The sequence below is a fragment of the Streptomyces sp. NPDC005151 genome (genome assembly GCF_053599875.1).
Genome location: NZ_JBSFYR010000044.1, coordinates 1 through 25,947, shown reverse-complemented (window position 1 = coordinate 25,947; position 25,947 = coordinate 1). Strand labels below are relative to the sequence as shown.

Sequence of the window (25,947 nt, the reverse complement as noted above, 5' to 3'; positions counted from 1 at the left end):
CTAATGGGCCTCTAACTTCGTCGTATGAATTCTTCCGAATCCCCTCTGCCGTCCACGGCGGCCGCTCCCGCGGTGTCCTCGGATCCGTCGGACCGGCGCCGGTGGTTCGCGCTCGCCATCGTGATGACCGCGGCCTTCATGGACCTGGTCGACGTCACGATCGTCAACATCGCCATCCCGAGCATCCAGCGGGACACCGGCGCCTCGTTCAGCTCGATCCAGTGGATCACCGCCGGATACGCCCTGGCATTCGCGGCCGGTCTGATCACCGGTGGCCGGCTCGGCGACATCTACGGCCGCAAGCGGCTCTTCCTCATCGGCATCGGCGGCTTCACGCTGGCCTCGGCGCTCTGCGGCTTCGCCGCGAACCCGGAGATGCTGGTCGCCTCCCGCATCCTGCAGGGTGGGACGGCGGCGCTGATGGTCCCGCAGGTGCTGTCGATCGTGCACGCCACGTTCCCGGCGCACGAGCGCGGCAAGGTCTTCGGCCTCTTCGGTGCGATCGTCGGTCTCGGCGCGGTCTTGGGACCGTTGCTGGGCGCGCTGCTCACCGAGTGGAACATCGCCGGCCTGGAATGGCGGCCGATCTTCCTGATCAACCTGCCGGTCGGCATCGCGGGGCTGGTCCTGGGCCGGAAGTTCATCACCGAGTCCAAGGCTCCGAAGGCGCTCCGCCTCGACCTGGTCGGTGTCGCACTGGTGACGCTGGGGCTGCTGATGCTCCTCTACCCGCTGACCCGGGGGCGCGAGCTGGGCTGGCCGCTGTGGGGGTACGCGTCGATGATCGGCAGCGTGCTGGTGTTCCTGGTCCTGGTGCTGTTCGAGCGGGGGAAGGCGCGCAAGGACGGTTCGCCGCTCGTCGAAATCTCGCTGTTCCGGGTCAAGAGCTTTGCCGCGGGCATCGCCGTCCAGCTGACCTTCGGGATCGGCCTCGGCATCTTCTTCCTGGTCTGGACCCTGTACATGCAGATCGGTCTCGGCTGGAGCGAGCTGCGGGCCGGCACGACCGGCATCCCGTTCTCGATCGCCGTCTCGTTCGCCGCTGGGATCTCCGTACAGAAGCTGGTGCCCCGGTTCGGCCGCAAGGTGCTGCAGGCGGGTGCGCTGCTGATGGTCGCCGGGGTGCTGCTCTACATCTGGGAGTCCGACCGGTACGGCATGTCCATCGAGTCCTGGCAGATGGCTCTGCCGCTGGTGGTCATGGGGATCGGGATGGGGCTGATCGTGGCCCCGCTGACGGACGTGGTGCTGTCCGAGGTGCCGAAGGGGCACTCGGGGTCGGCGTCCGGGCTGATCAATACCGTGCAGCAGATGGGCAACGCGCTGGGGCTCGGACTCGTCTCGGTCGTCTTCTTCGGGTCGATCAGCGACCGGCTGGCGCCGGACGCGGTGGGTCCGGCGTTCGCCGAGGCGTTCCAGCACTCGCTCTGGTGGGTGGCCGGAGTGCTCGCGGTGATTTTCCTGGTGATGTTCGCGCTGCCCGCGCGGCCGCGCCAGCACGTGGAGGGCGGCGAGGACGTCCAGGACGTCCAGGACGCCGACGGTGTGCCGGGCGAGGTGGCCAAGGAGCCCGTGCTGACGTCCTGAAGGTGTCTGCCCGCACGCAAAGGTGCCCGCACCCCCTCGGGGGTGCGGGCACCTTTGCGTGCGGCTCGGCGGCAGCGTCCCTCGGCGAACGGGCGGCGGCGGGCAGCGCCGCGGTCAGCAGATGCGCGTACGGCTCTCCATCGCCTCGCGTGCCGTCTTCTCGGCCCCGTACACCTCGCACATGTGGCGACCGTCCGGCGTCGCCGTGTGCTCGACCTCCCAGAGGCTCGCCTCACTGCCGTCGAGGAGCAGGAATGCGTGCTCGTACAGCGTGAAGCCGGCGTCCCGCCCGTCGACCCGGCACTGCCTGCCGAAGATCTGGGTGATGTGGTGGGCGAAGGCGGCCCGCAGGAGGCGCGCGGTCTCCTCGCCCGGGCCGTCGCTGTTCTCCGCGCGGCGCAGGACCCGGCGGGCGTGGTCCGCGGAGTTGTCCGGCGCGTACATCCGGGGCAGCGGGGCCGGCGGAGCCGCCATCAGGACCGTCAGTATCTCCAGGTCGGCCTGCGGGCCGTCCTCGCCGAACGCGGGTACGTCGGAGAAGCTGCCGGACAGCCGGGCAGCGGCGACATGGACGTCCGCCTCGTCGTCGTACAACTCGTGGTGCTGGGGGACGGGCTGCCTCCGCGACCGGGGGTCCGCCGCGTCCCCGGCGGTGCTGTGGACCAGCTCCCACAAGGTGAGCGCGGAGCCGTCGGCCAGCAGGTACGTGTGCCGGTAGGTTTCGCGATGCAGCACGGAACTGTGGTGCGAGGAGTGCAGGGAGCTGCTGTGGGCCAGCGCGGTCCCGAGTTGCTCGACCGTGCAGTCGGGCAGGTCGAAAGAGTTGAGTGCCCGTCGTAGGAGTCGGTCGAGATGCTGCTCGGTTGTCTCGTACGGATCGCTCAAGGTGCTGTCTCCAGGCCGTCGCCGCGTGTTACTTGATGCGTGCTTAACGTAGTCCCTGGGTCCGACATCGTGACCGGGGTTCCTGAAAACGTATGACGCGTGCGGAAGGTTCCTGGCGATTCGTCCGAACTTCCTTCTGCGGATGGCGAGTCGGTGGGCGCCCGACTGCGGCGGGTGGGTCAGCGGGGGCCGTAGAGATCGCTGTACGAGGGGTGGACGCCCGCGTCCGGGCGCAGGTCGACGCCCTCCGCCGCCCGTACGGCCTTCACGACGGCGCGGGTCAGGGTGTCCGCGCCCGCTGCCAGGAGCTCGTTCAGAGTGATCGGGTTCTCCTGCGGCAGCGGGCGCTCGCCCGTGGCCAGCGCGAAGACCGTGTCCCCGTCGGTCAGCAGATGTACGGGCCGCACGGCGCGCGCCAGCCCGTCGTGCGCCGTGCCCGCGAGCTTCTGTGCCTGCGCCCGGGTGAGATCCGCGTCGGTGGCGACGACGGCGAGCGTGGTGTTGAGCGTGGGGAGCGCGTTCGCCTCCCGTGCTTCGGCCAGGCGGCGCACGGCGGTTTCGTGGACCCCCGCCGCGGGGTGCACGGGCGGCTCCGCGGCGCCGTACTCCCCGTACAGCACCCCGGTCACCGGATCGACCACGGAGCCCGCCGCATTCACCACGACCAGCACGCCGACCGTGATTCCGGACGGCAGCCGCACGCTCGCCGTGCCCACGCCGCCCTTGAGCTGACCGGCGACGGCGCCCGTACCCGCACCGACCCCGCCCTCCGCGACCGGGGCCCCCGACTCCGTACCGGCTGCGGCCTCCACGGCGGCGCGGCCGGTCGAGGCGTCCGGGCGGGCCCGCCAGTCGCCGCCCCGCCCCAGGTCGAAGATGCACGCGGCCGGGACCACCGGCACCACCTGCGACGGATCGGGGCCGACCCGCACACCCCGCCGCTGCTCCTCCAGCCAGGCCATCACGCCGGACGCCGAGTCCAGACCGTAGGCGCTGCCACCGGTCAGGACGACGGCGTCGATCCGCTGCACCAGATTGCGCGGGTCGAGTGCGTCCGTCTCCCGGGTGCCGGGGCCACCGCCGCGTACGTCGACAGCCGCGACGGCGCCGCCCTCGGGGGCGAGGACGACAGTGGTGCCGCTCAGTGCGCCGTCGCCCGGCACCTGCGCATGACCGACGCGCAGCCCGGCGACATCGGTCAGCGCGTCCACCGCCCCTGCCGCCGGTGAAAGCGGAAACTGTGCATCCTGTCCGGTCATCCCGTGCTCCTCACATCCGGTTCGGCGGAACCGCGGCGGCCGGTGCGCCCGGTGCCGGGCGCCGCGACAGCGACACCCCGACGGCCACCGTCGCGGCCGCCACCAGACCGGCCGCGAAGACCGCCCACTCCCCGGCGAACGTACAGCCAAGGATGGCCACCGCGGCCAGGGGGAGGGGCAGTTGCTCCGCGAGGTCGCGCTTGAAGTGGCGGGCGTGGACCAGCCACACCGTCAGCAGATAGACCGCGGCGGGGACCGTCACAGCGGCCGAGGCGGCCGTCGTCGACACATGCGCCTTGCCGATGACCTCCTCCACCGCGACCTCGATGCCCGAGCCGATCGCGGCGGCGGAGCCGAAGATCACGTAGTGGCCGTATCCCCAGACGAACGCCTGCCTGTTGCCGCGGAGATAGCTGTGGATCGGCACGGCGAAGTAGATCCACCACGCGGCGAAGACCAGCAGCAGCCCGCCCGCGGCGACCGGCAGCAGTTCGTCGAGCGCTTCGTGCTCGTCGGCCGCCTCCTGGACGGCGACCGTCGCGGCGGCAATCGTCTCGCCGAGCACGATGATGGTGAACAGCCCGTACCGCTCGCCGATGTGGTGCGGATGCCAGCTCGTCCCGAGGTCGCGCTCGGCGATCGCCGGGACCGCCAGCTCGCACAGGGCGAGCACGACGAAAACTGCGTTGCGGGCGCCGTTCGCACCGGCGGGCACGAACAGCATGCCGATCCAGCCCAGTTGGACCAGGACGATGCCGGTGGCGTACCGCCGTGCGACCGTGCGCTCCGCGCCCTCGGTGCGGTGGGCCACGCGCAGCCACTGGCTGGTCAGTGCGAGCCGCATCACCACATATCCGATGACGCCGAGCGCCCAGTCCCCGTTGTCGAAGGCGCGTGGCACCCCGGCGGCGAAGATGAGCACGCCGGCGATCTGGACGAACGTGACCACGCGGTACAGCGCGTCGTCGGTGTCGTACGCGGAGGCGAACCAGGAGAAGTTGACCCAGGCCCACCAGATCCCGAAGAACACCGCCAGATAGCCGGCGATCCCGGTGCCGGGGTGCCCCTCGGCGACGGCGTGCACGAGACGGCCGCCCGCCTGGGCGACGGCGACGACGAAACACAGGTCGAAGAAGAGCTCCAGCGGGGTCGAGGCGCGGTGTTCCTCGGTGCGGCTGCGAGCAGTCATCCGGGGCATGCGTCCCAGCACAGCAGACCGCCCCGAGGGCGGGCGCCGGGACGCGCAGCCCGATCGGGGAAAGCCTCCCGGAGATTCTTGCGCATGCATTCACCAGTGGACGGTGGTCCACAGTCCCGAACGAAACCGCAGGTGTGAGGGGCGTGAAGCCCGGAGCCGGGCGGTGCCGGCCGGAACGTCGGATCCTGCGTCGAGGGTCAGTGCGGGCCCTGATCGGCGGACACCGGGAGTGCAAGGAAGGCAGCGGATGGAGAGGCGTACGGACGACGTCGGAAGGCGCGGGCCAAGGAGGTCCACCGTCCGCGTCGTCCCTTCGCGTCGCACGGCCTGCGCGCCGCCCGAAAGCCCGGCTGCGCGCCGTCCGGGCGACGGGCTCACCCCACCGCTGACTAAAACAGGACTAATGACCCCATACGTCCCTACGGTGGCCGAGTGACCGAGCCACCAGAAGCCGCAGCCTCAGGCGCACCGGCAGCCGCACCGCCTGCCCCGGACGGTGCCAATGCCGGCGTTCCCATGTCCGTCACCTTCCGCGCGACCGCGGCCGGCGTCGTCGTCTGCGCCCTGCTGATCCTCGCGATCGTCTTCGGCAGCCGGCTTCTGGAGAACTTCGACTCCGCCCTCCTCCCGTACGCGGTCGCCACGGTCTTCCTCGCCTTCGGTGTCGCCTACCGTTACACGGTCTGGGTCTCCGCGCCCGGCGCCCGGCGCCTGTTCCGGCAGGGCCGGCGGAGCTTCTTCTCGATGGCCAACTTCCGCAGGGCCCCCACTGCCCTGCCGAAGATGATCGCCACCTATCTGGGCTTCCAGAAGTTCCTCGGCGCCCGCTCCCATGCCCGCTGGGCCGCCCACCAGCTGATCTTCTGGGGCTGCATCCTCGCCTCGCTGATCACCTTCCCGCTGACCTGGGGCTGGTTCACCTTCACCTCGGGCAACGGCTCGGGCCCCGGCTACGAGATGCGCATCTGGGGCTTCAAGATCATCGGCTTCGATTCGCTGAACGTCCTCGGCTGGCTGATGTTCCATGGCCTCGACCTCGCCGCCGTGCTGGTCATCCCCGGCGCCTCGTACTTCCTGTGGCGCCGGATGAAGGACCGCGGCGCCATCACCGGCCAGCGCTTCGCCTACGACCTGGTGCCGCTGATCGCGCTGATCGTCATCTCCGTGACCGGTCTGCTGCTCACCTTCTCGTCGATCTTCCTGCACGGCGGCGGATACGAATTCCTGGCGATCCTCCACATGGTGTCGGTGGTCTTCACCCTCGTCTACATCCCGTTCGGGAAGTTCTTCCACATCGTCCAGCGCCCGGCCGCGGTCGGTATGCAGCTGTTCAAGTACACCGGCCTGCAGGACCAGGAGATCTTCAGCTGCCGTCGCTGCGAGGAGCCCATCGACACCGGCCCGTACGTCGAGAACCTCCGCGGCACCATGCGCGATCTCAGCCTCGGCTTCGACGAGTGGGCCGAATACTGCCCGCGCTGCAAGCGGGTCCTGCGTGGCAGTGCCTACCTCTCCCAGGTGAAGAAGGGCTTCAAGTGACCGCGGATCCGCGAGCCGACGACCCCCGTAGGGCCGTCCCGCTCGACCCGTCCCTCGCCCCGCCCGGCACCCGGGCCTTCCGGGACGCGGGCGGCATCCCTGCCGACCAGTGGCACGCCGACCAGAACGGCGAGACCCTCGTCCCCACCCACTGCTGCTTCTGCGGCGTCCAGTGCGGGATGTATCTGCGCGTCGACCGCGGCGGAAAGGTCTTCGGCGTCGAACCCCGCAACCACGACATCAACCGGATGCGGCTCTGCCCCAAGGGCATCAACGCGTACCAGCAGGTCAACCACCCCGACCGGCTCGTCGTCCCGATGATGCGCCGTTCCCGCGACGAACCCTTCAGCGAGGTGTCCTGGGACGAGGCACTCGATTTCACGGTCTCCGAGATCAAGCGCATCCAGCAGACCTACGGGAGAGACGCCTTCGGGCTCCTCGGCGGAGCCAGCCTGTTCACCGAGAAGACGTATCTGGTCGGCAAGTTCGCCCGGGTCGCCCTCAAGTCCCGGCACGTCGACTACAACGGCCGGCTCTGCATGGTCAGCGCGGCGGGCGCCAACAAGCTCGCCTTCGGTATCGACCGGGCCGGCAACCCGTTCTCCGACATCCTGCTCACCGACTGCCTGCTGATCGCGGGATCCAACGTCGGCGAGTGCTTCCCCGTGATGACCCAGTACGTGTGGGGAGCCCGGGACCGCGGCGCCAGTCTGATCGTCATCGACCCACGCGAGACAGCGATCGCCCGCACCGCGGACATCCATGTCGCCCTCAAACCGGGCACCGATTCGGCGTTCTTCACCTCCGTCCTGAACGTGGTCATCGAGGAGGGCCTCACCGACGAGGCCTATCTCGCCGCCCACGCCACCGGATGGGACGAAGTCAGGGCCAAGGCCGCCGAGTACCCGCCGTCCCGCGCCGCCGAGATCTGCGGCGTCCCCGCCGAACAGATCGTCCAGGTGGCCCGCACCTTCGCCCGCGCCCCCAAGGCCATGGCCTGGCACGCCCGCGGCATCGAACACCACTCGCAGGGGGTCGAGAACTGCCTCACCGTGATCAACCTCTGCACCGCCACCGGCCACATCGGGAAGCCCGGCGCCGGTTACGGGACGCTCACCGGCCAGGGCAACGGGCAGGGCGGCCGCGAGCACGGCCAGAAGTCCGACCTCCTCCCCGGCGGCCGTTCGATCACGAACGAGGAGCACCGCCGGCAGATCTGTGAGATCTGGGGCATCGAGGAGTCCGAACTCCCGCCCGCCGGTACCTCGATGATGGAAATGGTCTGGCAGATGCAGCGCCGCGAGATCCGGGGCCTGATCGGCATCTGCAACAACCCCTTCGTCTCCCTGCCCAACTACAAGGTGGTCAAGGAGGGGTACGACGCCACCGAGTTCCATGCCCAATTCGACTTCTTCCTTTCCGAGACCGCTGTCAACGCCCATGTCGTCTTCCCCGTCACCACCTGGGCCGAGGACGAAGGGGTGATGGCCAACGCCGAGGCCCGCGTCGTCAAGCACAACAAGGCCCAGGACCCGCCCCCCGGGGTGCGGACCGACACCTGGGTGATGTGCGAACTCGCCCGACGGCTCGGTGTCGGCGACAAATTCGCGTTCGCCGGCGCACGCGAGGTCTTCGACGAGCTGCGGATCGCCTCCGCCGGAACCGTCAACGACTACTACGGCATCACCTACGAACGGCTGGAGGAGACCGGCGGCATCGCCTGGCCCTGCCCCACCACCGACCACCCCGGCACCCCCCGTCTCTTCGAGGACGGCCGGACCTACCATCCCGACGGCAAGATCCATCTGCAGGTCGTGGACTGGCACCCGCCGATGGACCCGTACGACGACGAGCACCCCATGTCGCTCACCACCGGACGCACCGTCGCGCACTTCCTCTCCGGCAATCAGACCCGCCGGCTGGGCGCCCTCGTCGAACAGGCCCCGCGCCCCTGGGCCGAGATCCACCCCTCCCACGGCTTCCGCAACGGCGAACCGGTCCGCGTCGTCACCCGGCGCGGCAGCGAGGTCTTCCCCGCCCTGGTCACCGAGGCGATCCGCCCCGACACCGTCTTCATCCCGTACCACTGGCCGGTCCCCACCGCCGCCAACGCCCTCACCATCGACGCCCTCGACCCCAGATCCAAGATCCCCGAGTACAAGGTGTGCGCCTGCCGCATCGAACACGCCGAGAGGATCGACGAGGTCCCCGCACCACCCGTCGCCCTCGGCCAAGTCGCCTGTCCGGGGACCCAGCTCTCCCGTACCGACCCGCTGCCACCCACCGCCCCGCAGGGCCGTGGCACCTCGGAGAGGGGCTGAGGCCCGCATGATGGGCAGAACGATCTTCATCGACCCGGGGCGCTGCATCGGCTGCCAGGCCTGTGTCTCCGCCTGCCGCGAGTGTGACTCGCACCGCGGCACATCGATGATCCACCTCGACTACACCGACGAGGGCCACTCCGTCGCCTCCCTTCCGACGGTCTGCATGCACTGCGAGGACCCGGTCGCCCCGTGCGCCGAGGTCTGCCCCGCCGACGCGATCCTGGTCACCGCCGACGGTGTGGTGCAGCAGGCCGACACCACCCGCTGCATCGGCTGCGCCAACTGCGTCAACGCCTGCCCCTTCGGTGTACCGAAGATCGACCTCCGGGCGAAGCTACAGATGAAGTGCAACCTCTGCTACGACCGCACCGCCTACGGTCTCGCCCCCATGTGCGCCACCGTGTGCCCGACCGGGGCGCTGTTCTACGGCACGGTCGAGGAACTCCAGGCCGAGCGGCCCGGCGTCCAGGTCGCCGACACCTTCACCTTCGGGGAGAGCGAGGTCCGCACCGGCGTGGCCATGGTCGTCCCGGCCGACAAGGTCCAGTGGCCGGTGCCCGGCGGCCTTCCCGTCGTCGAGATCAACGGGAAGGACGTCCGCCGATGAGCGTCACCGAACAGCCGCCCGCAGGGGACCGCCACCCCGGCGGGGACCCGCGCGATGCCCTGCGCGACCGGATCGCCGCCGACTCCCTCACCACCCGGCGCGACTACCTCCGGATCGTCGCCACCGTCTCCGGCGGGCTGGCGGTCGGCGGGCTCGGCGTGGCCTCCGGGGTGCTTCCGCGCCACGGGGATCCCGAGGACGGCAAGGCGCCCGGGCCGAGGAGGATCGCCGCCCAACTCCTGCCCGGCGAGTCCCTCGCCTTCAGCTACCCGGACGAGGAGGACAAGGCGGTCGCCGTCCGGCTGGACGACGGCACCCTCGTCGGCTACTCCGCGATCTGTACCCATCTCGCCTGCGCGGTCCTCTGGCGCAAGGACCGCGGTGCGGAGGGGGAGCTCTACTGCCCCTGCCACGAGGGCGTCTTCGACGCCCGTACCGGAGAAGTCACCGCGGGTCCACCGCCCCGTGCGCTGCCGAAGGTGGTGCTCACCGAGCAGGCCGACGGCAGCATCTGGGCCATCGGCACCACTCGCTCCGGCGAGAGCGTCGAACACAGCCTGTGCCGCCGGATCAGTGACGAACGCCCGGACCTCGCCTCCCGGATCGGCTGTCCCGGAGTCAGGGGCGGCGTCGACGGCCCCGGAGCCGATGCCCCGGGCGCCCGCGCCGGAGGCGTGGCGGCGTTCCGTGCCGAGGCCACTGGAGCCGAGACCCCGGGCAGGCGCACATGACCGACGCCCAGCAGTACGCCGACCCGGAATACCCGGAGTACCACCCGGGCAGTGCCCGACCGGAGCTGAACCGACCTGTCCATGAGCGCTATCCGCAGATCCGCCCCACCAGCGGCTACGGCGACCCCCGGGTCCGCCACACCGGTCCAGGCCCGGGAGCGGGAACCGACCAGGAGCCCGAGCGCTCCGCGAAGCTGACGGCTCGGCTGACCCTCGCCATGACCGTGGTCATCGGCCAGCTCTGGGGCCTGACGGTCATCGTCGACGAATGGATGGAGGGCAACACCGCAACGGCCTGGTGGGGCGCAGGCTTCCTCTGCCTGTCCTTCGCCGTCGTCCTCGGGCTCTGGATGCTCGACCCGAAGGATCGCTGACCGCTGCCGTACCCGGGAGAGCCGCCGTACCCTGGAGATATGAGCACCGCCCCCGCCTCCGGACCGCGCGATTCGAAACCGACACAGCCGGCACACCCCGTACAACCGGAACAGAGGAAGCCCAAGCCGGCTCTGATCTTCGACGATCCACTGGACCAGCAGTCCGCGGACGATACGGACCGAGGGTGGGGTGAGCGGGCCCCGGTCGGCGACGGCTGCGCCGACCTTGCGCGCTTCCTCGACGAGAAGCCGCCCCACCACGTCTGAGCTACTCGTCGTGCCCGCGCCCCGGGTCCTGACCGCGGCCCTCGCCCGTCGGCCCGCCGCGCTGTGATACGGGCGCGTCGCGGATCTCCTTCAGCACCTCCAGCTCGCTGACCTCCAGCGTCTCCTGCACACCGTCCTTGGCGGCCTGCATGGCCGCCCGCTTGGCCAGGTACGTGGCCATCGGCAGCACCATCAGGAAGTAGACGACGGCCGCTGTGATCACGAAGCTGACCGTGGCGCTGGGCACCGAGCCCCGCAGGATCCGGATGCCCTCGGTCGTCTCGCCCGTTTTCGGGTCGGTGACGCAGGGTCCCTTGAGACAGGAGCCGAAGCTCTCCGGATCCTTGGTGCCGAACGCGCCGACGAGCGGGATGATGACGCCCTTGACAATCGCGTTCACGATGTTGGTGAATGCGGCCCCGATGACGACCGCGATCGCCAGGTCGATCACATGGCCGCGCAGCAGGAAGGCCTTGAAGCCCTCCCCCGGGCCGGCCTTCTTCTTCTCGCTCACGAGTGAGTCTTCCGACGCGGGGGCCGCAGGGGGAGCGAACCGTTCCGCAACCTGGGGCAGTACGAGACAGAACCACCCGATCCATGCCTCCGGGCCGGTTGCTTGACGGCGCATCAGTGCGCAGAGGGCGGTGGGTCGGGTTCAGCACAGGGTCACCGCCAGCCGGGCCGAGATCCCCGCGCCGGCCAGCGACGCGGCCGTGCTCCGTGGCACGGACAGTACGACCAGCGCGCCGCCCGCCGCAGGACCTCCCGCGGGATCCTCGGCCCAGCCGTCGGCCGGCGCCCGCGGCACCGCCGCCACCCGGGCCCCCTTCGCCACCACCCTGGCATCGGCCCCGGCGCCCTCTGCCGCGATCACATCGACGCGGTCGCCGGGGCGCAGCAGCCGGACGGTTGCCGCATCCGCGATCCGGACCGGTGCCGACACCAGCGGAACCGGCCGTCGCTTCACTCCCGGCCCGGCACCTGCCGCGCCCCCGGCACCGCCCGGCGCCTCACCGCCGCCCAATCCCGCGGCGGCCAGCGCCGCAGCCGTCAGCGCCAGCCCGGCCGCCATCGCGCGACGCTGCCGCCACATCGCACGCCGCAGCCGACGCCCCCCGCCCCCGCGCACCCGTAACGGCGCGAACGAGGGCACCCCGCAGGGCGCGGGCGCCGACACCGGCGGACCCGGGACGGACGGGCGTACATGAGACGAGGAAGAGGTCACAGAAGCGGGCGGGAACATGGCCAACACCACCAGTCGTGAGGAGCGCGGAGTCCGGACGAACGCCGACGCCCTTCACTCTCCGCCTTCCGCGAGATTCCCGCTGAGCCCTGTGGACAGCCCCCGCGATGTGGACAACTCCGTCACCCACCCGCCATCGGGGCACCCTCCTACGGCAGTTCGAGCCCCGTCTCGATCCCGTCCAGCGCATGCGCACAGGGACAGTGGCGATCCCCCTCCGCGGGCAGCGCGGTCACCGCGTCGAAGAGCACCGACCGCAGCCGGTCCACATTGGCGGCGAACACCTTCAGCACCTCCCCGTGGGAGACGCCCTCGCCTGCCTCGGCACCCGCGTCCAGGTCCGTCACCAGCGTCATCGTCGTGTAGCAGAGCCCCAGTTCGCGGGCGAGCACGGCCTCCGGATGCCCGGTCATCCCGACCACGGACCAGCCCATCGCCGCGTGCCAGCGCGATTCGGCCCGGGTCGAGAAACGCGGCCCCTCGACGACGACGAGCGTGCCGCCGTCCACCGGCTCCCAGCCCCTGCCGCGGGCCGACGCCAGCGCGACCTTGCGCCCCTGGGGACAGTACGGGTCGGCGAAGCCCAGATGCACCACGTTCGACGCCACCCCGTCCGCCCGGGTCTCCCCGTCGTAATACGTCTGCGTGCGGGCCTTGGTGCGGTCCACCATCTGGTCCGGTACGAGCAGCGTCCCCGGTCCGTACTCCGGGCGCAGCCCGCCGACCGCGCACGGGCCGAGCACCTGACGTACGCCGACGGACCGCAGCGCCCACAGGTTGGCGCGGTAGTTGATCCGGTGCGGCGGCACATGGTGGCCGCGTCCGTGGCGGGGGAGGAAGGCGACCCGGCGGCCGCCGATCTCGCCGAGGAAGAGGGAATCGCTCGGCTGTCCGTACGGGGTGTCCACGCGAACCTCGGTGACGTCCTCCAGGAAGGAGTACAGGCCCGAGCCGCCGATGACACCGATCTCTGCGTTCACCATGCGATCACACTAGCGGGGGCGGGAAACGCCGAGGACCCCGCCGAACGGATCGGCGGGGTCCTCGGTGAAGCGTGGTGCGTACCTCGGCTCAGGCAGCCGACGTACCGCTCGACGACGACGCGGAGGACGACGACGAGGAGGAGGACGAGGAAGCGGAGGACGAGGAAGCGGACGACTTCGCGTCCGACCCCGTCGAGGAAGTCGATGAAGCGGAACCGGATGCCTTCGCGGACGCCGACGCCGGCGCGCTGCTCGACGAAGAGCCGCGGCTGTCGTTCCGGTAGAAACCGGAACCCTTGAAGACAATGCCGACCGCCGAGAACACCTTCTTCAGACGTCCTTCGCAGTTCGGGCACACGGTCAGAGCGTCATCGGTAAACTTCTGCACCGCCTCGAGGCCCTCGCCACATTCGGTGCACTGGTACTGATAGGTCGGCACTTGTCTTCCTCCTGGCACTCTCACTCGATGAGTGCTAACAATCCTCAATGGTAGCTGCTACGGGCCGCTGTTTGCAGTAACGCCTGTCACCTGCCTGAAGGGCAGCGGTCAGGGCTTGGCCGTCGTGAGGGCCGCTGGCCTGAGCGAAAAGCTGCCACATATGTGGCGGAGGAGTCACACTGACGTATTCCGCTGAGCGAGCGAGCGCATGAATCGTCACTTTCTGGCCGCGACAGGATCGCGGTGAACCGAGCCGCGTGCGGCCATGATGGTCGCGCGGGCCGGTGTCAGCCGCGAACGCAGCGTCACCAGGGTCACGAGTGCCAGCACGGTCCCCACCAGCGGCACCACGAAGCCGGTGCTCGCGCCGTGGGCGTCCGCGAGCCGTCCGGCGAAGGTCACCCCAGCCGCCTGGCCGAGCGCGATCGAGCCCGTCAGCCAGGTGAACGCCTCGGTCCGCGCGGACGCCGGGACCAGCGTCTCGACCAGCGTGTATCCGCTGATCAGCGCGGGTGCGATGGAGAGCCCGACGAGCAGCCCGAGCCCGGCCAGCAGCGGCACGGAGTGCACCGCCCACAGCCCCGAGGCGGTCAGCGTCAGCGCCGCGTACCCGGCGATCAGCCTGCGCCGCGGCCCGCTCTTCCAGGCGATGGCGCCGCAGGCGATCCCGGCCAGCATGTTGCCGGCCGCGAAGATCCCGTACAGCAGGCCGTTCGCGCCGGGCCGGCCGATCTCCTCGGCGAACGCGGTCAGCGAGACCTGCATGCCGCCGAAGACCGATCCGATCCCGAGGAAGGCCACCGCGAGCACCCGTACGCCCGGCACGGACAGAGCGGAGACGCGCTGTCCGGAGGCGCCGGCCGCGGCGGCGCGGACCGCGGGCTGGGTGCGGTGCTGCGCCGCGAAGAACAGCCCGCCCGCCAGCGTCAGCGCGGCTTCCGTGATCAGCCCGGCCGCCGGGTGCACGCCGGTGCACAGCGCGGTGGCGAGGACCGGCCCGATGACGAAGGTGAACTCGTCCGTCACCGACTCGAAGGCGGCGGCGGTCGACATCAGCGGCGAGGCCTTCCGGCCCGGCGCCGCGCCCAGCAGGGCCGCCCAGCGGGCCCGCACCATGGGCCCGACCTGGGGGATGGACGCACCCGTCGGAACGGCGGCCAGGAACAGCAGCCACAGCGGCGCGTCCGCCAGGGCGAGTGCGGTCAGTGCCGATACGGACGCCACGTGCACGAGGACGCCCGGCAGCAGTACGGCGCGCTGGCCGATGCGGTCGGCGAGCTTGCCGCTCTGGGGTGCGAACAGCGCCATGGAGACGCCGGTGACAGCGGCGACGGCACCCGCGCTGCCGTACGAACCGGTGGTGTGCTGGATCAGCAGCACGATGCCAATGGTCAGCATGGCGAAGGGTTGCCGTGCCGCGAAGCCCGGCAGGAGGAAGGTCCACGCACCCGGGGTGCGCAGCAGCTGCTGGTAACCGGGGCGGTCGGAGACCGTGGACGCCACGGTCCATGCCTTTCTGCCGCCTGGTAGCGGTGCCCCCGCCGGTCCGCACCTGCTGGGTGCCGGTCCCGTACGGGGGCTGCCGAGAGCTGTCTTCTTCGCGCGGAACTGCGGTAGATGCCGGGCGCTCGCTGCAGAGGCGGAGGACGCCACGACCGCCATACGGTCGCGCCAGCTCTGCATCAGGCAGAGTTGGTCGATCAGGTTTCCTTCATACTACAGGCAGGATTGCTCGTCTGCCTGCGATTGTGCGCAGACTCCTGGTCGTGCGCTTCGGATGGTCAGTGATGGGCCCTCGCGCCGCTGCTGGTCCCTCTGCTGCCCCCGTCGGTCCCCAGCCAGCTGGCCAGCTTGCCGCCCTCGCCGACTGCCCGCAGCCGCGACTCCGCCGCGTCGCGTACCGGATCGGTCGCGACGACCAGCAGTTCGTCCCCGCGCCGCAGCACCGTCGACGGCGCGGGGACGAAGCTCTTGTCCTCCCGTACGACCAGGGTGACCGCGGCGCCGGCGGGCAGTCGCAGTTCGGCGACCTCCACGCCGTGCATCTTCGACTTCGCGGGGATCGCCACCGACAGCAGATGACCGCGCAGCCGTTCCAGCGGCGCCGACTCGATGCCCAGGTCGGCGGCCTCGGACGGGTCCTCGGCGATCTTGAGGGCCTTCGCCACCCAGGGCAGCGTCGGTCCCTGGATCAGGGTGTATACGACGACGAGCACGAAGACGATGTTGAAGACCCGGGTGGAGCCCTCGATCCCGGACACCATCGGAATGGTCGCCAGGATGATGGGTACGGCGCCGCGCAGCCCCGCCCATGACATGAGGACCTTCTCCTGCCAGGACATCCGGAACGGGATCAGGGAGATGAAGACCTCCATGGGGCGCGCCACCACGGTCAGTACCAGACCCACGACCACCGCGGGCCAGAAGTCGTCGAGCAGATCGTGCGGTGTGACGAGCAGACCGAGCAGGACGAACATGCCGATCTGGGCCAGCCAGCCGAGCCCGTCGGCGAAGCCGCGGGTGGCCGGCCAGTGCGGCAGCTTGGCGTTGCCGAGGATCATCGCGGCCAGATAGACGGCGAGGAAGCCACTGCCGTGGGCCATGGCGCCCGCCGCGTACGCGGCCACGGCGATCGCCATCACCGCGATCGGGTAGAGACCGGACGCGGGCAGGGCCACATGACGCAGTCCGAACGAGCCGAGCCAGCCGACGGCGATGCCGACGGCCGCACCGATCGCCAGTTCCAGGGCGATCTCGCCGACCAGGAGGTACCAGCTGTCGACCGGTCCCTTGGTCGAGAAGGCCACCACCAGGATCACCACGGGGGCGTCGTTGAAGCCGGACTCGGCCTCCAGCACGCCGGTCACGCGGGCCGGCAGCGGCACCTTGCGCAGCACGGAGAAGACGGCTGCGGCGTCCGTCGACGAGACGACCGCGCCGATGATCAGCGCCTGTCGCCAGTCCAGGCCGACCAGATAGTGCGCCCCTGCCGCGGTGACGCCCACGCTCACCGCGACGCCGACGGTCGACAGCATCGCGGCGGCGGGCAGCGCCGGCTTGATCTCTTTCCACTTCGTACCGAGGCCGCCCTCGGCCAGGATCACGACAAGAGCGGCATAGCCGAACATTTGGGTCAGTTCGGCATTGTTGAACTTGACGTCGAAGATCCCGTCCTGCCCTATGGCGATCCCGATGCCGAGATACAGGAGCAGGCTGGGGAGCCCGCTGCGGGACGAGATGCGTACCGCCGCGACGGCGACGAGTAGTACGAGCGAGCAGACGAGCAGGAGTTCGTTGAGCGCGTGGACAGTCAGTGGCCGTTCCTTCCCTGCGTACGCCTGCCGAATCGTCTTCCGGCGGCCGGTACTTCGTTACCTTACCTAATCTTTAACGCTTTCTTGACGGCTTCGAGCGTTCGTGCGATCGCTCTTCGATTCGATGTATCCCGATACCGCGTCGGACCCGCTTCGGTGCTGCGCCTATGGTTGCTCCTGCACTCCCAGGACCACCCTGCCCCTCGAAGGACAGCGATGCCCGCCAACACAACCGCCTCTTCCGGCTCTTCCGGTTCTGCCGGTGAGAAGACCGGCAAGAAGAAGGGGCGACGCGCCCGCCTGATCGTGATCGTCCTGGTGCTGGCGCTTGTCGCGGGTATCGGCTACGGCGCGTTCTGGTCCGTAACCACAGTGCGGGCCTCGTACCCGCAGACGAACGGCTCCATCAAGATCGACGGCCTCGCCGGCAATGTCGACGTCAAGCGCGACAGCTACGGGATCCCGCAGCTCTATGCGGACTCCGACGCCGACCTGTTCCGAGCCCAGGGTTTCGTGCAGGCGCAGGACCGCTTCTGGGAGATGGACGTCCGCCGTCATATGACGGCCGGCCGGCTCTCCGAGATGTTCGGCTCCGGGCAGGTCGACACGGACGCCTTCCTGCGCACGCTGGGCTGGCGCAAGGTCGCGCAGGAGGAGTACGACACCGTCCTGTCCGCGGACACCAAGAAGAACCTCCAGGCGTACGCGGACGGGGTGAACGCCTACCTCAAGGGGCGCGACGGCAAGGACATCTCCGTCGAGTACGCCGCGCTCGGCCTCACCAACGACTACAAGCCGACCACGTGGACCCCGGTCGACTCGGTCGCCTGGCTCAAGGCGATGGCCTGGGACCTGCGCGGCAACATGCAGGACGAGATCGACCGCTCGCTGATGACCAGCAGGCTCAGCAAGAAGCAGATCGAGGACCTGTACCCGGCGTACCCGTACGACAAGCACGATCCGATCGTCAGCGAGGGCGCGATCTCGCCGGCCACCGGCACGTTCGACCCGAAGGCGACGCCGACCTCCGGCATCGGCGCGAACACCGTGCAGGGTGCCACCGAGGGGGTGAACACCCAGCTCGCCTCGCTCTCCGACACCCTCGACCGGATCCCCGCGCTGCTCGGTCCGAACGGCAACGGCATCGGGTCCAACTCCTGGGTCGTCTCGGGCACGTATACGACGACGAACAAGCCGCTGCTCGCCAACGACCCGCACCTGGCGCCGCAGCTGCCCTCGCTCTGGTACCAGATGGGGCTGCACTGCCGGGAGATCAAGCCGACCTGCCAGTACGACACCGCCGGGTACACCTTCTCCGGCATGCCGGGCGTGATAATCGGTCACAACCAGGACATTGCCTGGGGGTTCACCAACCTCGGCGCCGACGTCACCGACCTCTTCCTGGAGAAGGTCTCCGGCGACGGCTACCAGTACGACGGCAAGGTGAAGCCGTTCGTCACCCGTGAGGAGACCATCAAGGTCGCGGGGGGCGCGAGCCGGCACATCACCGTGCGCGAGACCAACAACGGTCCGCTGATCTCCGACCGCAGCAGCGAGCTGGAGAAGGTCGGCCAGAAGGCCCCCGTCACCAACGCCGCGCCGGACCGCGCCGACGGTTACGCGGTCGCCCTGAAGTGGACCGCGCTGGAACCCGGCAAGTCCATGGACGCCGTCTTCGAGCTCGACCGCGCCAAGGACTTCACCACCTTCCGCGCGGCTGCCGAGCACTTCGAGGTGCCTTCGCAGAACCTCATCTACGCGGACAACAAGAACAACATCGGCTACCAGGCCCCCGGCAAGATCCCGGTCCGCAAGACGGGCGACGGCACGATGCCGAGCCCCGGCTGGACCTCGGAGTACGGCTGGAAGAAGGACCCGATCCCGTTCGACGAGCTGCCGTACGAGTACAACCCGAAGCGCGGCTACATCGTCACCGCCAACCAGGCCGTCATCGACGAGAAGACGTACCGCCCCATGCTCACCAAGGACTGGGGCTACGGCGCCCGCAGCCAGCGGATCCGCGACCTCATCGAGTCGAAGATCAAGGGCGGCGAAAAGATCTCGACCGAAGACATGCAGAAGATGCAGATGGACAACACCAGCGAGATCGCCGCGAAGCTGGTGCCCGAACTGATGAAGATCAATGTCTCCGACAAGAGCGTGCGCGAGGCGCAGAAGCTCCTGGAGGGCTGGGACTACACCCAGGAGCCCGACTCGGCGGCCGCCGCGTACTTCAACGCGGTCTGGCGCAACATCCTGAAGCTGTCCTTCGGCGACAAGCTGCCCAAGGAGATGCGGGTCAAGGGTGAATGCCTCACCGTGCTCCCGGCCGACAGCACGGGCCCGGTCGACGAGCAGGACAAGCCGGTTCGCGAGTGCGGTCGGCGCGACGCGGACTCGGCGCAGCCGGACGGCGGCGACCGCTGGTACCAGGTGGTCGCCAACCTCATGGACGACGAGAACAACGACTGGTGGAAGGCGCCGGAGAACCGCAAGGACAAGGCGACCGAGAACCGTGACATGCTGTTCGCCCGCGCCATGAAGGACGCCCGCTGGGAGCTGACCGCCAAGCTCGGCAAGGACATCTCCACCTGGAGCTGGGGCCGGCTGCACCAGCTGACCCTCAAGAACCAGACCCTCGGTACCGAAGGCCCCGATCTGCTCCAGCGGGCCCTCAACCGCGGCCCGTGGAACCTGGGCGGCGGCGAGGCCGCGGTCAACGCCAGCGGCTGGAACGCGGCGGGCGGCTACGAGGTCATCTGGGTCCCGTCGATGCGCATGGTCGTCAACGTGGGGGACTGGGACAAGTCCCGCTGGATCAACCTCACCGGTGCGTCCGGTCACGCGTTCAGCGCGCACTACACCGATCAGACCGACAAGTGGGCCGACGGAGATCTGCTCGACTGGTCCTTCGGGACGAACGCCGTGGCCAAGTCGACGAAGCACACGCTGACGCTCAAGCCGTCGTAGGGCGGCGGACCCGGCACCGCGGGGGACGGGCCCGGCGCGGTGCCGGCCGGGCTCAGTCGGTGAAGCGCCGCGTTCCGGCCGGCGTCACCACGGCGTCCACGGGGTGGTCGTGCGGTTCCACGGGAACCGTCGCGACCACCTCGTTGTCGTAGAGCAGGACGATCAGCGCGGGGTGCGCCCCCGCGGCTGCGAGCCGGGCCAGCACCCGGTCGTACGAACCGCCGCCCCGGCCGAGCCGCATCCCGCGTCCGTCCACCGCGAGGCCCGGCAGCAGGACCGCGTCCGCGTCGAGGACGGCGTCGGGCCCGAGCCGTGGACCGTCCGGCTCCAGCAGCCCGCGGCCCGCCGGGCGGAGGCGGCCGGCACCTTCGTACGGCGCCCAGTCCAGATCGTTGTCCGGGAGGAGCACCGGCAGCAGTACCCGTACGCCCCGCGCGCGCAGCGCGTCCAGCAGCGCGCGGGTTCCCGGTTCACTCCTGACCGAGACATAGGCGGCGACGGTGCGGGCCCCGGCCAGCTCGGTGAGACCGACTGCGCCCCGGGACAGAACCATCGCGGCATTTTCGACGTCTTCGCTGCTCAGGAGGGCTCGCGAGGCGAGTAGTTGACGCCTGAGCGAGGCCTTTCCGGACATGTCGGTGTTCAACGTGCACCTGCGCATCTCTCGTATGTGCATATAGAAGTACAAAGTTAACCGGAAGCTCATCTTCCGCCCATACTCACCGGTTATGGTTGCGCGCATGACTCAGTCGCACCCCAGGATCAGCAAGGCTGTCATTCCGGCCGCGGGACTCGGTACCCGCTTCCTGCCGGCCACCAAAGCCACTCCCAAAGAGATGCTGCCTGTGGTCGACAAGCCCGCGATCCAGTACGTCGTCGAGGAGGCGGTGGCCGCCGGTCTCTCCGACGTACTCATGATCACCGGCCGCAACAAGCGTCCGCTCGAGGACCACTTCGACCGCAACTACGAGCTGGAGTCGGCGCTCACCCGTAAGGGAGACGCCGACCGGCTCCAGAAGGTCCAGCAGTCGAGCGACCTCGCCACCATGCACTACGTCCGCCAGGGCGACCCGCGCGGCCTCGGCCACGCCGTGCTGTGTGCCGCACCGCACGTCGGCGACCAGCCGTTCGCCGTCCTCCTCGGCGACGACCTGATCGATCCGCGCGACCCGCTGCTCGCCCGCATGGTCGAGATCCAGGAGCGCGAGGGCGGCAGCGTCATCGCGCTGATGGAGGTCGAGCCGGAGCAGATCCATCTGTACGGCTGCGCGGCCGTCGACACCACCGTCGAGGGCGATGTCGTCAGGGTCACCGGCCTGGTGGAGAAGCCCGAAACGGCCGATGCGCCCAGTAATCTCGCCATCATCGGGCGCTACGTCCTCGACCCTGCCGTCTTCGACATACTGCGCAGGACCGAGCCGGGCCGCGGGGGCGAGATCCAGCTCACCGACGCGCTGCAGCTGCTCGCCGTGGACGAGAAGATCGGCGGCCCGGTGCACGGTGTCGTCTTCAAGGGACGCCGCTATGACACCGGCGACCGGAGCGACTATCTGCGTACCATTGTCAGACTCGCGTGCGAACGTGAAGACCTGGGCCCGGAGTTCCGGACCTGGCTCCGCAGATACGTCACCGAGGAGATGTAGCACTTTGAGCAGCACGATCTGGTCGGTGGACGAGCACCTGGAAGACATTCTCGGCGCCGTGCGGCCGCTCGAACCCATCGAGCTGCAACTGCCCGAGGCCCAGGGCTGCGTCCTCGTCGAGGACGTCATGGTGGAGATCGCCCTGCCGCCCTTCGACAACAGTTCGATGGACGGGTACGCGGTCCGGATCGCCGATGTCGAAGGCGCCAGCGAGGAGTTCCCCGCGGTGCTCACGGTCATCGGTGACATCGCGGCGGGCAGCGACGGGCTCTCCGGCGACCAGACCGTGGGACCGGGCGAGGCCGCACGCATCATGACCGGCGCACCGCTGCCGGCCGGTGCCGAGGCCGTCGTCCCGGTCGAGTGGACCGACGGCGGTACCGGCGGCGGCCCGGCGGACACCATGCGCGCCCACAGCGACGCCCCGCAGGTCGCGGGCGGCGAGGTCCGCGTCCACCGCCCGGTCGCGGCCCGCGCCCATGTCCGGGCCCGCGGCAGCGATGTGCAGCCCGGCGATCTGGCGCTGCGGGCCGGTTCGGTGATCGGGCCGCCGCAGATCGGGCTGCTCGCCGCGATCGGCCGCTCGACCGTGAAGGTGCGTCCGCGGCCGCGGGTCGTCGTCATCTCCACCGGCAGCGAACTCGTGCAGCCCGGTGAGGAGCTGACCGGCGGCCGGATCTACGACTCGAACAGCTTCGCGCTGACCGCCGCCGCGCGCGACGCCGGGGCGATCGCCTACCGGGTCGGAGCCGTCGCGGACGACGCCGATTCGCTCCGCGCCACGATCGAGGACCAGCTGATCCGCGCGGACATCGTCGTCACCACGGGCGGGGTCAGTGTCGGTGCGTACGACGTGGTCAAGGAGGCCCTGTCCTCCGTCGGCGACGAGGACGAGCCGGGCAGCGGCATCGACTTCCGCAAGCTCGCCATGCAGCCCGGCAAGCCGCAGGGCTTCGGATCGATCGGCCCGGAGCACACACCGCTGCTGGCGCTGCCGGGCAATCCCGTCTCCTCGTACGTCTCGTTCGAGCTGTTCGTGCGGCCCGCGATCCGCACACTGATGGGCCTGGAAGAGGTGACCCGCCCAACCGTCCGGGCCACGCTGAACACCGACAAAGCGCTCTCCTCGCCGCCCGGCAGGCGCCAGTTCCTGCGCGGCACGTACGACGCGGAGGCGGGCACCGTCACCCCCGTCGGCGGCTCCGGATCGCATCTGATCGCGGCCCTCGCCCAGGCGGACGCGCTGATCGTGCTGCCCGAGGACGTCACCTCCGCGGAGCCCGGCACGGTCACCGAGGTGATCCTGCTCCGCTGAACGCCGGCCGGTGGCGGTACGGTGTCTGCCGCTGTGCCTTACCGGGGACACCCCTCGGACCCCCGGCCGCACCCCGGTGCAGGCCGAGCGGGCAACCGGCGCCCTACCGCTAGGCGGAGTTCAGTGAGTACGCAGAACAGGCTGACGCATTTCGACGAGGCGGGCGCGGCCCGGATGGTCGACGTGTCCGAGAAGGACGTCACCGCGCGCGTCGCCCGCGCCAGCGGCCGGGTCCTCGTCTCGCCGCGCGTCGTCGAACTGCTCCGTGGCGAGGGAGTCCCCAAGGGCGACGCCCTCGCCACCGCCCGCATCGCGGGGATCATGGGTGCCAAGCGCACCCCGGAGCTGATTCCGCTCTGCCACCCGCTCGCCGTCTCCGGTGTGAAGGTCGATCTGAGCGTCGCCGACGACGCGGTGGAGATCACCGCCACGGTGAAGACGACGGACCGCACCGGCGTGGAGATGGAGGCACTGACCGCCGTCTCGGTCGCCGCGCTCACCGTGATCGACATGATCAAGGCGGTCGACAAGAGCGCGGTTATCACAGACGTCCGGGTCGAGGCGAAGTCCGGCGGCAAGTCCGGCGACTACCGGCGCCCGGCGCCGGAGGGATCGGACGCATGACGGCGCCCACCGGCGCGGCGCCGCCCGCCCCGTACACCGCCCTTGTCGTCACGGCGTCGAACCGCGCCTCGGCCGGTGTCTACGCCGACCGGGGCGGCCCCTTGATCGTCGAGGCGCTCACCGCGCTCGGCTTCGCCGTCGACGGGCCGCAGGTCGTCCCCGACGGCGACCCCGTCGAACAGGCCCTGCGGGCCGGGGTGGCCGCCGGGTACGACGCCATCGTCACCACCGGCGGTACGGGCATCTCGCCGACCGACCGCACCCCGGACGCCACCCGCCGCGTCCTTGACCACGAGATCCCCGGCATCCCGGAGGCGATCCGCGCCGAGGGCCGTGAGAAGGTCCCCACGGCCGCGCTCTCCCGTGGTCTCGCGGGTGTGGCGGGCGGCACCCTCATCGTGAACCTGCCCGGCTCCACCGGCGGGGTACGGGACGGGCTTGCCGTCCTCGAACGTCTTCTGGTGCACGCCGTCGACCAGCTCCGCGGCGGCGACCACCCCCGACCCGGGAGCCCGAGCTGAACGTCCCGACCTGGCCGGTGATCCTGACGGACGGCGCGATCACCCTCCGGCCGATAAAGCTGCGGGACCAGCGCGTGTGGCGCGAGGTCAACCGGCGCAACCGCGACTGGCTGCGCCCCTGGGAGGCCACTGTTCCACCGCCCGCCCCGGGCGGCCCGGTCGCCCGGCGCCCCACGTACCGTCAGATGATCCGCCATCTGCGTTCCGAGGCCAACGCGGGCCGGATGCTGCCCTTCGCCATCGAGTACGAGGGGCGCCTGGTCGGGCAGTTGACGGTCGCCGGGATCACCTGGGGGTCGATGTGCTCGGGCCACGTCGGCTACTGGGTGGACCAGGACGTGGCGGGCCGCGGTGTGATGCCGACCGCGGTCGCGCTCGCTGTCGACCACTGTTTCCGGACGGTCGGACTGCACCGCATCGAGGTGTGCATTCGGCCGGAGAACGGGCCCAGCCGGAGGGTCGTGGAGAAACTCGGATTCCGCGAGGAAGGGCTACGTCCGCGCTATCTCCACATCGACGGTGCCTGGCGGGACCATCTGATCTTCGCGCTCACGGCGGAGGAGGTGCCCGACGGACTGCTCCGGCGCTGGCACCAGGCACGACCGGAACGCCACACGAAATAAAATAAGTGTTCGAAATTGATCGATGCGTGGCCGCTAACGAACGCGCAAACGCCGACTGCTGATCTGAACAATCACAAAAAAGTCCGCGATATCAGCCGGATCGTGCGACACACCGGGCCAATTGGCGGATGCCTCCGTGCAAACCCCTCTACGGTGTGAGACGTGAGCAGCAGCGGCCTCATCTACGCAGTCATCGTCGGGGCCTGGGCCGCCTACTTGGTGCCGATGTGGCTCCGCAGGCAGGACGAGCTCAATGAAGCCCGTCCGACGGAACGCTTCAGCACCGCCATCCGGCTGCTGTCCGGACGGGCGGCCATGGAGCGCCGGTACGCCAAGGAGCTGCGGGAACGCACCGCCGAGGAGGCGGACCCCGACGCCGACCCGGACGTGGACACGGACCGAATGGATTCCGTGGACGTCCGGGCCTTTGCCGCGCCTCCGGCGCACACCGAAGCCCGGGTGCACGACCCGGCGCGCGCACCGGAGCCGCGGGCCCAGGACAGACCCGTACACGTGCCCGTGCCCGCACGGCGCGCGCGACCCGGCGGGACCGACGCCGAGCGCGCCCGGCGCGCCCAGCGCTCCCAGGTCCTCGCGCGCCGGCGGCGCACCACCTCGGTCCTCTTCCTCGCCTTCACCCTCGGCGCGGTCGTCGCGGCCGTCGGCGGCCTCCGCTTCCTGTGGGCGCCCGCGGTGCCGGCCGTGCTGCTGAGCATGTACATCGTGCATCTGCGGGCCCAGGAACGGCGCCGGTTCGTCTTCACCATGGACCGGCGCAGGGCGGAGGTCGCGGCGCAGCGCCTGCGCGAGAACCGTCCCCGCAGGCACCAGCCCGCGACGACGGCCCCCGCCGAGTCCGACGAGGAGCCCGAAGCGCGCCACCCGGAGCCCGAGCCCGCCCCCGCGGTCTCTCCGCAGGAGGCGGGCCGCCGCGCCCTGGTCGAGCAGACGGACCACGCGGAATGGGTCGACCAGCAGCGTGAACGCGGCCGGGTCCAGGGCGACAGCTGGGAGCCGGTCCCGGTCCCGCTGCCGACGTACGTCACCGCACCGGTCGCCCCGCGCGCCACGGGCGGCGTCGAGGTCGGCAACCCGGAGACCTGGAGCGCGGCCCGCTCCAGCACGGCCGAGCCGACCCATACGGGCACCGCGCCCCCCGCCGCACCCCCGGTCGAACCGGCGCCGCGCCAGCGCACCGGCTCGTCCCGCCGCTCCCGCGACCGCGGCCGAACCCCGCTCTTCGACCAGTACGAGGACGGCGAACGGCCCCGCGCCGCCAACGAGTGAGACCCGCTCCGACGCCGACCCGGCTGACCAGCAAGGGAACGGATTTTCAAGCACCCCTGTGAGGGTGCTAGAGTTTCACTCGTTGCAAGGGCCTGTGGCGCAGTCTGGTAGCGCACCTCGTTCGCATCGAGGGGGTCTGGGGTTCAAATCCCCACAGGTCCACCGCACGACGAAGTCCCGTCCGATCGAAAGATCGGGCGGGACTTCGTCGTTT

Annotated in this window: 24 protein-coding genes and 1 tRNA gene; 15 read left to right on the top strand and 10 right to left on the bottom strand. The window is 70.2% G+C overall.

The genetic code is table 11. From position 1 onward, the window contains the following. The first annotated feature begins 24 nt into the window (after window positions 1–24). Window positions 25–1,587: an MFS transporter gene (locus ACWD6R_RS22925; protein ID WP_451820393.1), complete on the top strand. Its 1,563-nt coding sequence runs from the start codon at window positions 25–27 to the stop codon at window positions 1,585–1,587. Between the two features lie 114 nt (window positions 1,588–1,701). Here the strand turns inward: ACWD6R_RS22925 and ACWD6R_RS22920 are convergent, their stop codons facing one another. From ACWD6R_RS22920 to ACWD6R_RS22910, 3 genes are all read right to left on the bottom strand, one after another. After that, window positions 1,702–2,472, bottom strand: a complete 771-nt coding sequence (locus ACWD6R_RS22920) for a DUF6227 family protein (RefSeq protein WP_451820392.1) — start codon at window positions 2,470–2,472, stop codon at window positions 1,702–1,704. 179 nt (window positions 2,473–2,651) lie between these two features. Further along, window positions 2,652–3,731: a P1 family peptidase gene (locus ACWD6R_RS22915; RefSeq protein ID WP_451820391.1), complete on the bottom strand. Its 1,080-nt coding sequence runs from the start codon at window positions 3,729–3,731 to the stop codon at window positions 2,652–2,654. 10 nt (window positions 3,732–3,741) lie between these two features. After that, on the bottom strand, window positions 3,742–4,929 hold the full coding sequence (locus tag ACWD6R_RS22910; protein WP_451820390.1) for a low temperature requirement protein A: 1,188 nt from the start codon (window positions 4,927–4,929) through the stop codon (window positions 3,742–3,744). 432 nt (window positions 4,930–5,361) lie between these two features. On the opposite strand from ACWD6R_RS22910, the gene ACWD6R_RS22905 reads away from it, so the two are divergent. The 6 genes from ACWD6R_RS22905 to ACWD6R_RS22880 are packed head-to-tail and all read left to right on the top strand — an operon-like array spanning window position 5,362 to window position 10,771. After that, window positions 5,362–6,468, top strand: coding sequence for an MFS transporter (locus ACWD6R_RS22905; protein ID WP_451820389.1), 1,107 nt, complete (start codon window positions 5,362–5,364; stop codon window positions 6,466–6,468). Beyond that, window positions 6,465–8,789 carry a molybdopterin oxidoreductase family protein gene (locus ACWD6R_RS22900; RefSeq protein WP_451820388.1) on the top strand — a complete coding sequence of 775 codons (2,325 nt, stop codon included), beginning with the start codon at window positions 6,465–6,467 and terminating at the stop codon, window positions 8,787–8,789. The genes ACWD6R_RS22905 and ACWD6R_RS22900 overlap by 4 nt, the downstream gene beginning before the upstream one ends. 7 nt (window positions 8,790–8,796) lie before the next feature. Further along, entirely contained in the window at window positions 8,797–9,399 is a 603-nt protein-coding gene (locus ACWD6R_RS22895; RefSeq protein WP_451820387.1) for a 4Fe-4S dicluster domain-containing protein, read from the top strand. Then, window positions 9,396–10,130 (top strand): Rieske (2Fe-2S) protein, encoded by a 735-nt coding sequence (locus ACWD6R_RS22890; RefSeq protein ID WP_451820386.1) that lies wholly within the window; start codon window positions 9,396–9,398, stop codon window positions 10,128–10,130. Before ACWD6R_RS22895 ends, ACWD6R_RS22890 begins: the two co-directional genes overlap by 4 nt. Beyond that, window positions 10,127–10,504: a hypothetical protein gene (locus ACWD6R_RS22885; protein WP_451820385.1), complete on the top strand. Its 378-nt coding sequence runs from the start codon at window positions 10,127–10,129 to the stop codon at window positions 10,502–10,504. Before ACWD6R_RS22890 ends, ACWD6R_RS22885 begins: the two co-directional genes overlap by 4 nt. A 39-nt stretch (window positions 10,505–10,543) precedes the next feature. Then, window positions 10,544–10,771, top strand: coding sequence for a hypothetical protein (locus ACWD6R_RS22880; RefSeq protein ID WP_451820384.1), 228 nt, complete (start codon window positions 10,544–10,546; stop codon window positions 10,769–10,771). 1 nt (window position 10,772) lies between these two features. Here the strand turns inward: ACWD6R_RS22880 and ACWD6R_RS22875 are convergent, their stop codons facing one another. The 6 genes from ACWD6R_RS22875 to ACWD6R_RS22850 all read right to left on the bottom strand — a co-directional run bounded on the left by ACWD6R_RS22875 (window position 10,773) and on the right by ACWD6R_RS22850 (window position 16,723). Next, complete coding sequence (locus ACWD6R_RS22875; RefSeq protein ID WP_451820383.1) at window positions 10,773–11,285, bottom strand: large conductance mechanosensitive channel protein MscL; 513 nt, start codon at window positions 11,283–11,285, stop codon at window positions 10,773–10,775. 141 nt (window positions 11,286–11,426) lie between these two features. Beyond that, window positions 11,427–12,014, bottom strand: a complete 588-nt coding sequence (locus tag ACWD6R_RS22870; RefSeq protein ID WP_451820382.1) for a hypothetical protein — start codon at window positions 12,012–12,014, stop codon at window positions 11,427–11,429. A 149-nt stretch (window positions 12,015–12,163) separates the two neighbouring features. After that, window positions 12,164–12,997 carry an S-methyl-5'-thioadenosine phosphorylase gene (locus ACWD6R_RS22865; RefSeq protein ID WP_451820381.1) on the bottom strand — a complete coding sequence of 278 codons (834 nt, stop codon included), beginning with the start codon at window positions 12,995–12,997 and terminating at the stop codon, window positions 12,164–12,166. A gap of 88 nt (window positions 12,998–13,085) precedes the next feature. Beyond that, window positions 13,086–13,436 (bottom strand): FmdB family zinc ribbon protein, encoded by a 351-nt coding sequence (locus tag ACWD6R_RS22860; RefSeq protein WP_451820380.1) that lies wholly within the window; start codon window positions 13,434–13,436, stop codon window positions 13,086–13,088. A 216-nt stretch (window positions 13,437–13,652) separates the two neighbouring features. Then, complete coding sequence (locus ACWD6R_RS22855; protein ID WP_451820379.1) at window positions 13,653–14,939, bottom strand: MFS transporter; 1,287 nt, start codon at window positions 14,937–14,939, stop codon at window positions 13,653–13,655. 278 nt (window positions 14,940–15,217) lie between these two features. After that, entirely contained in the window at window positions 15,218–16,723 is a 1,506-nt protein-coding gene (locus ACWD6R_RS22850) for a potassium/proton antiporter (RefSeq protein WP_451820430.1), read from the bottom strand. Window positions 16,724–16,966: 243 nt separating this feature from the next. On the opposite strand from ACWD6R_RS22850, the gene ACWD6R_RS22845 reads away from it, so the two are divergent. Then, complete coding sequence (locus tag ACWD6R_RS22845; protein WP_451820378.1) at window positions 16,967–19,720, top strand: penicillin acylase family protein; 2,754 nt, start codon at window positions 16,967–16,969, stop codon at window positions 19,718–19,720. Between the two features lie 52 nt (window positions 19,721–19,772). Here ACWD6R_RS22845 and ACWD6R_RS22840 read toward each other — a convergent pair whose 3' ends face one another. Further along, a complete protein-coding gene (locus ACWD6R_RS22840; protein ID WP_451820377.1) occupies window positions 19,773–20,366 on the bottom strand; it encodes a 5-formyltetrahydrofolate cyclo-ligase in 594 nt (197 codons plus the stop codon). A 94-nt stretch (window positions 20,367–20,460) separates the two neighbouring features. On the opposite strand from ACWD6R_RS22840, the gene galU reads away from it, so the two are divergent. The 7 genes from galU (at window position 20,461) to ACWD6R_RS22805 (ending at window position 25,895) form a co-directional block, all read left to right on the top strand. After that, window positions 20,461–21,363, top strand: a complete 903-nt coding sequence (gene galU / locus ACWD6R_RS22835) for a UTP--glucose-1-phosphate uridylyltransferase GalU (protein ID WP_451820376.1) — start codon at window positions 20,461–20,463, stop codon at window positions 21,361–21,363. A gap of 4 nt (window positions 21,364–21,367) precedes the next feature. After that, window positions 21,368–22,678 carry a molybdotransferase-like divisome protein Glp gene (glp, locus tag ACWD6R_RS22830; RefSeq protein ID WP_451820375.1) on the top strand — a complete coding sequence of 437 codons (1,311 nt, stop codon included), beginning with the start codon at window positions 21,368–21,370 and terminating at the stop codon, window positions 22,676–22,678. A 123-nt stretch (window positions 22,679–22,801) separates the two neighbouring features. Beyond that, on the top strand, window positions 22,802–23,302 hold the full coding sequence (moaC, locus tag ACWD6R_RS22825; protein WP_451820374.1) for a cyclic pyranopterin monophosphate synthase MoaC: 501 nt from the start codon (window positions 22,802–22,804) through the stop codon (window positions 23,300–23,302). Beyond that, entirely contained in the window at window positions 23,299–23,823 is a 525-nt protein-coding gene (locus tag ACWD6R_RS22820; RefSeq protein ID WP_366137741.1) for a MogA/MoaB family molybdenum cofactor biosynthesis protein, read from the top strand. Before moaC ends, ACWD6R_RS22820 begins: the two co-directional genes overlap by 4 nt. 17 nt (window positions 23,824–23,840) lie before the next feature. Continuing rightward, window positions 23,841–24,446 (top strand): GNAT family N-acetyltransferase, encoded by a 606-nt coding sequence (locus tag ACWD6R_RS22815; protein WP_451820373.1) that lies wholly within the window; start codon window positions 23,841–23,843, stop codon window positions 24,444–24,446. 162 nt (window positions 24,447–24,608) lie between these two features. Then, window positions 24,609–25,733 (top strand): divisome protein SepX/GlpR, encoded by a 1,125-nt coding sequence (gene sepX / locus ACWD6R_RS22810; RefSeq protein WP_451820372.1) that lies wholly within the window; start codon window positions 24,609–24,611, stop codon window positions 25,731–25,733. An 88-nt stretch (window positions 25,734–25,821) separates the two neighbouring features. Beyond that, a tRNA-Ala gene (locus ACWD6R_RS22805) sits at window positions 25,822–25,895 on the top strand. Window positions 25,896–25,947 lie beyond the last annotated feature (52 nt).

Bases quoted from the DNA above. Each gene is read 5' to 3' on its own strand.
- ACWD6R_RS22910 (WP_451820390.1), bottom strand. From the start codon at position 4,929: ATGCCCCGGATGACTGCTCGCAGCCGCACCGAGGAACACCGCGCCTCG.
- ACWD6R_RS22870 (WP_451820382.1), bottom strand. From the start codon at position 12,014: ATGTTCCCGCCCGCTTCTGTGACCTCTTCCTCGTCTCATGTACGCCCG.
- ACWD6R_RS22865 (WP_451820381.1), bottom strand. From the start codon at position 12,997: ATGGTGAACGCAGAGATCGGTGTCATCGGCGGCTCGGGCCTGTACTCC.
- ACWD6R_RS22925 (WP_451820393.1), top strand. From the start codon at position 25: ATGAATTCTTCCGAATCCCCTCTGCCGTCCACGGCGGCCGCTCCCGCG.
- ACWD6R_RS22890 (WP_451820386.1), top strand. From the start codon at position 9,396: ATGAGCGTCACCGAACAGCCGCCCGCAGGGGACCGCCACCCCGGCGGG.
- ACWD6R_RS22880 (WP_451820384.1), top strand. From the start codon at position 10,544: ATGAGCACCGCCCCCGCCTCCGGACCGCGCGATTCGAAACCGACACAG.
- ACWD6R_RS22885 (WP_451820385.1), top strand. From the start codon at position 10,127: ATGACCGACGCCCAGCAGTACGCCGACCCGGAATACCCGGAGTACCAC.
- ACWD6R_RS22895 (WP_451820387.1), top strand. From the start codon at position 8,797: ATGATGGGCAGAACGATCTTCATCGACCCGGGGCGCTGCATCGGCTGC.
- ACWD6R_RS22845 (WP_451820378.1), top strand. From the start codon at position 16,967: ATGCCCGCCAACACAACCGCCTCTTCCGGCTCTTCCGGTTCTGCCGGT.
- ACWD6R_RS22820 (WP_366137741.1), top strand. From the start codon at position 23,299: ATGACGGCGCCCACCGGCGCGGCGCCGCCCGCCCCGTACACCGCCCTT.
- galU (WP_451820376.1), top strand. From the start codon at position 20,461: ATGACTCAGTCGCACCCCAGGATCAGCAAGGCTGTCATTCCGGCCGCG.
- ACWD6R_RS22915 (WP_451820391.1), bottom strand. From the start codon at position 3,731: ATGACCGGACAGGATGCACAGTTTCCGCTTTCACCGGCGGCAGGGGCG.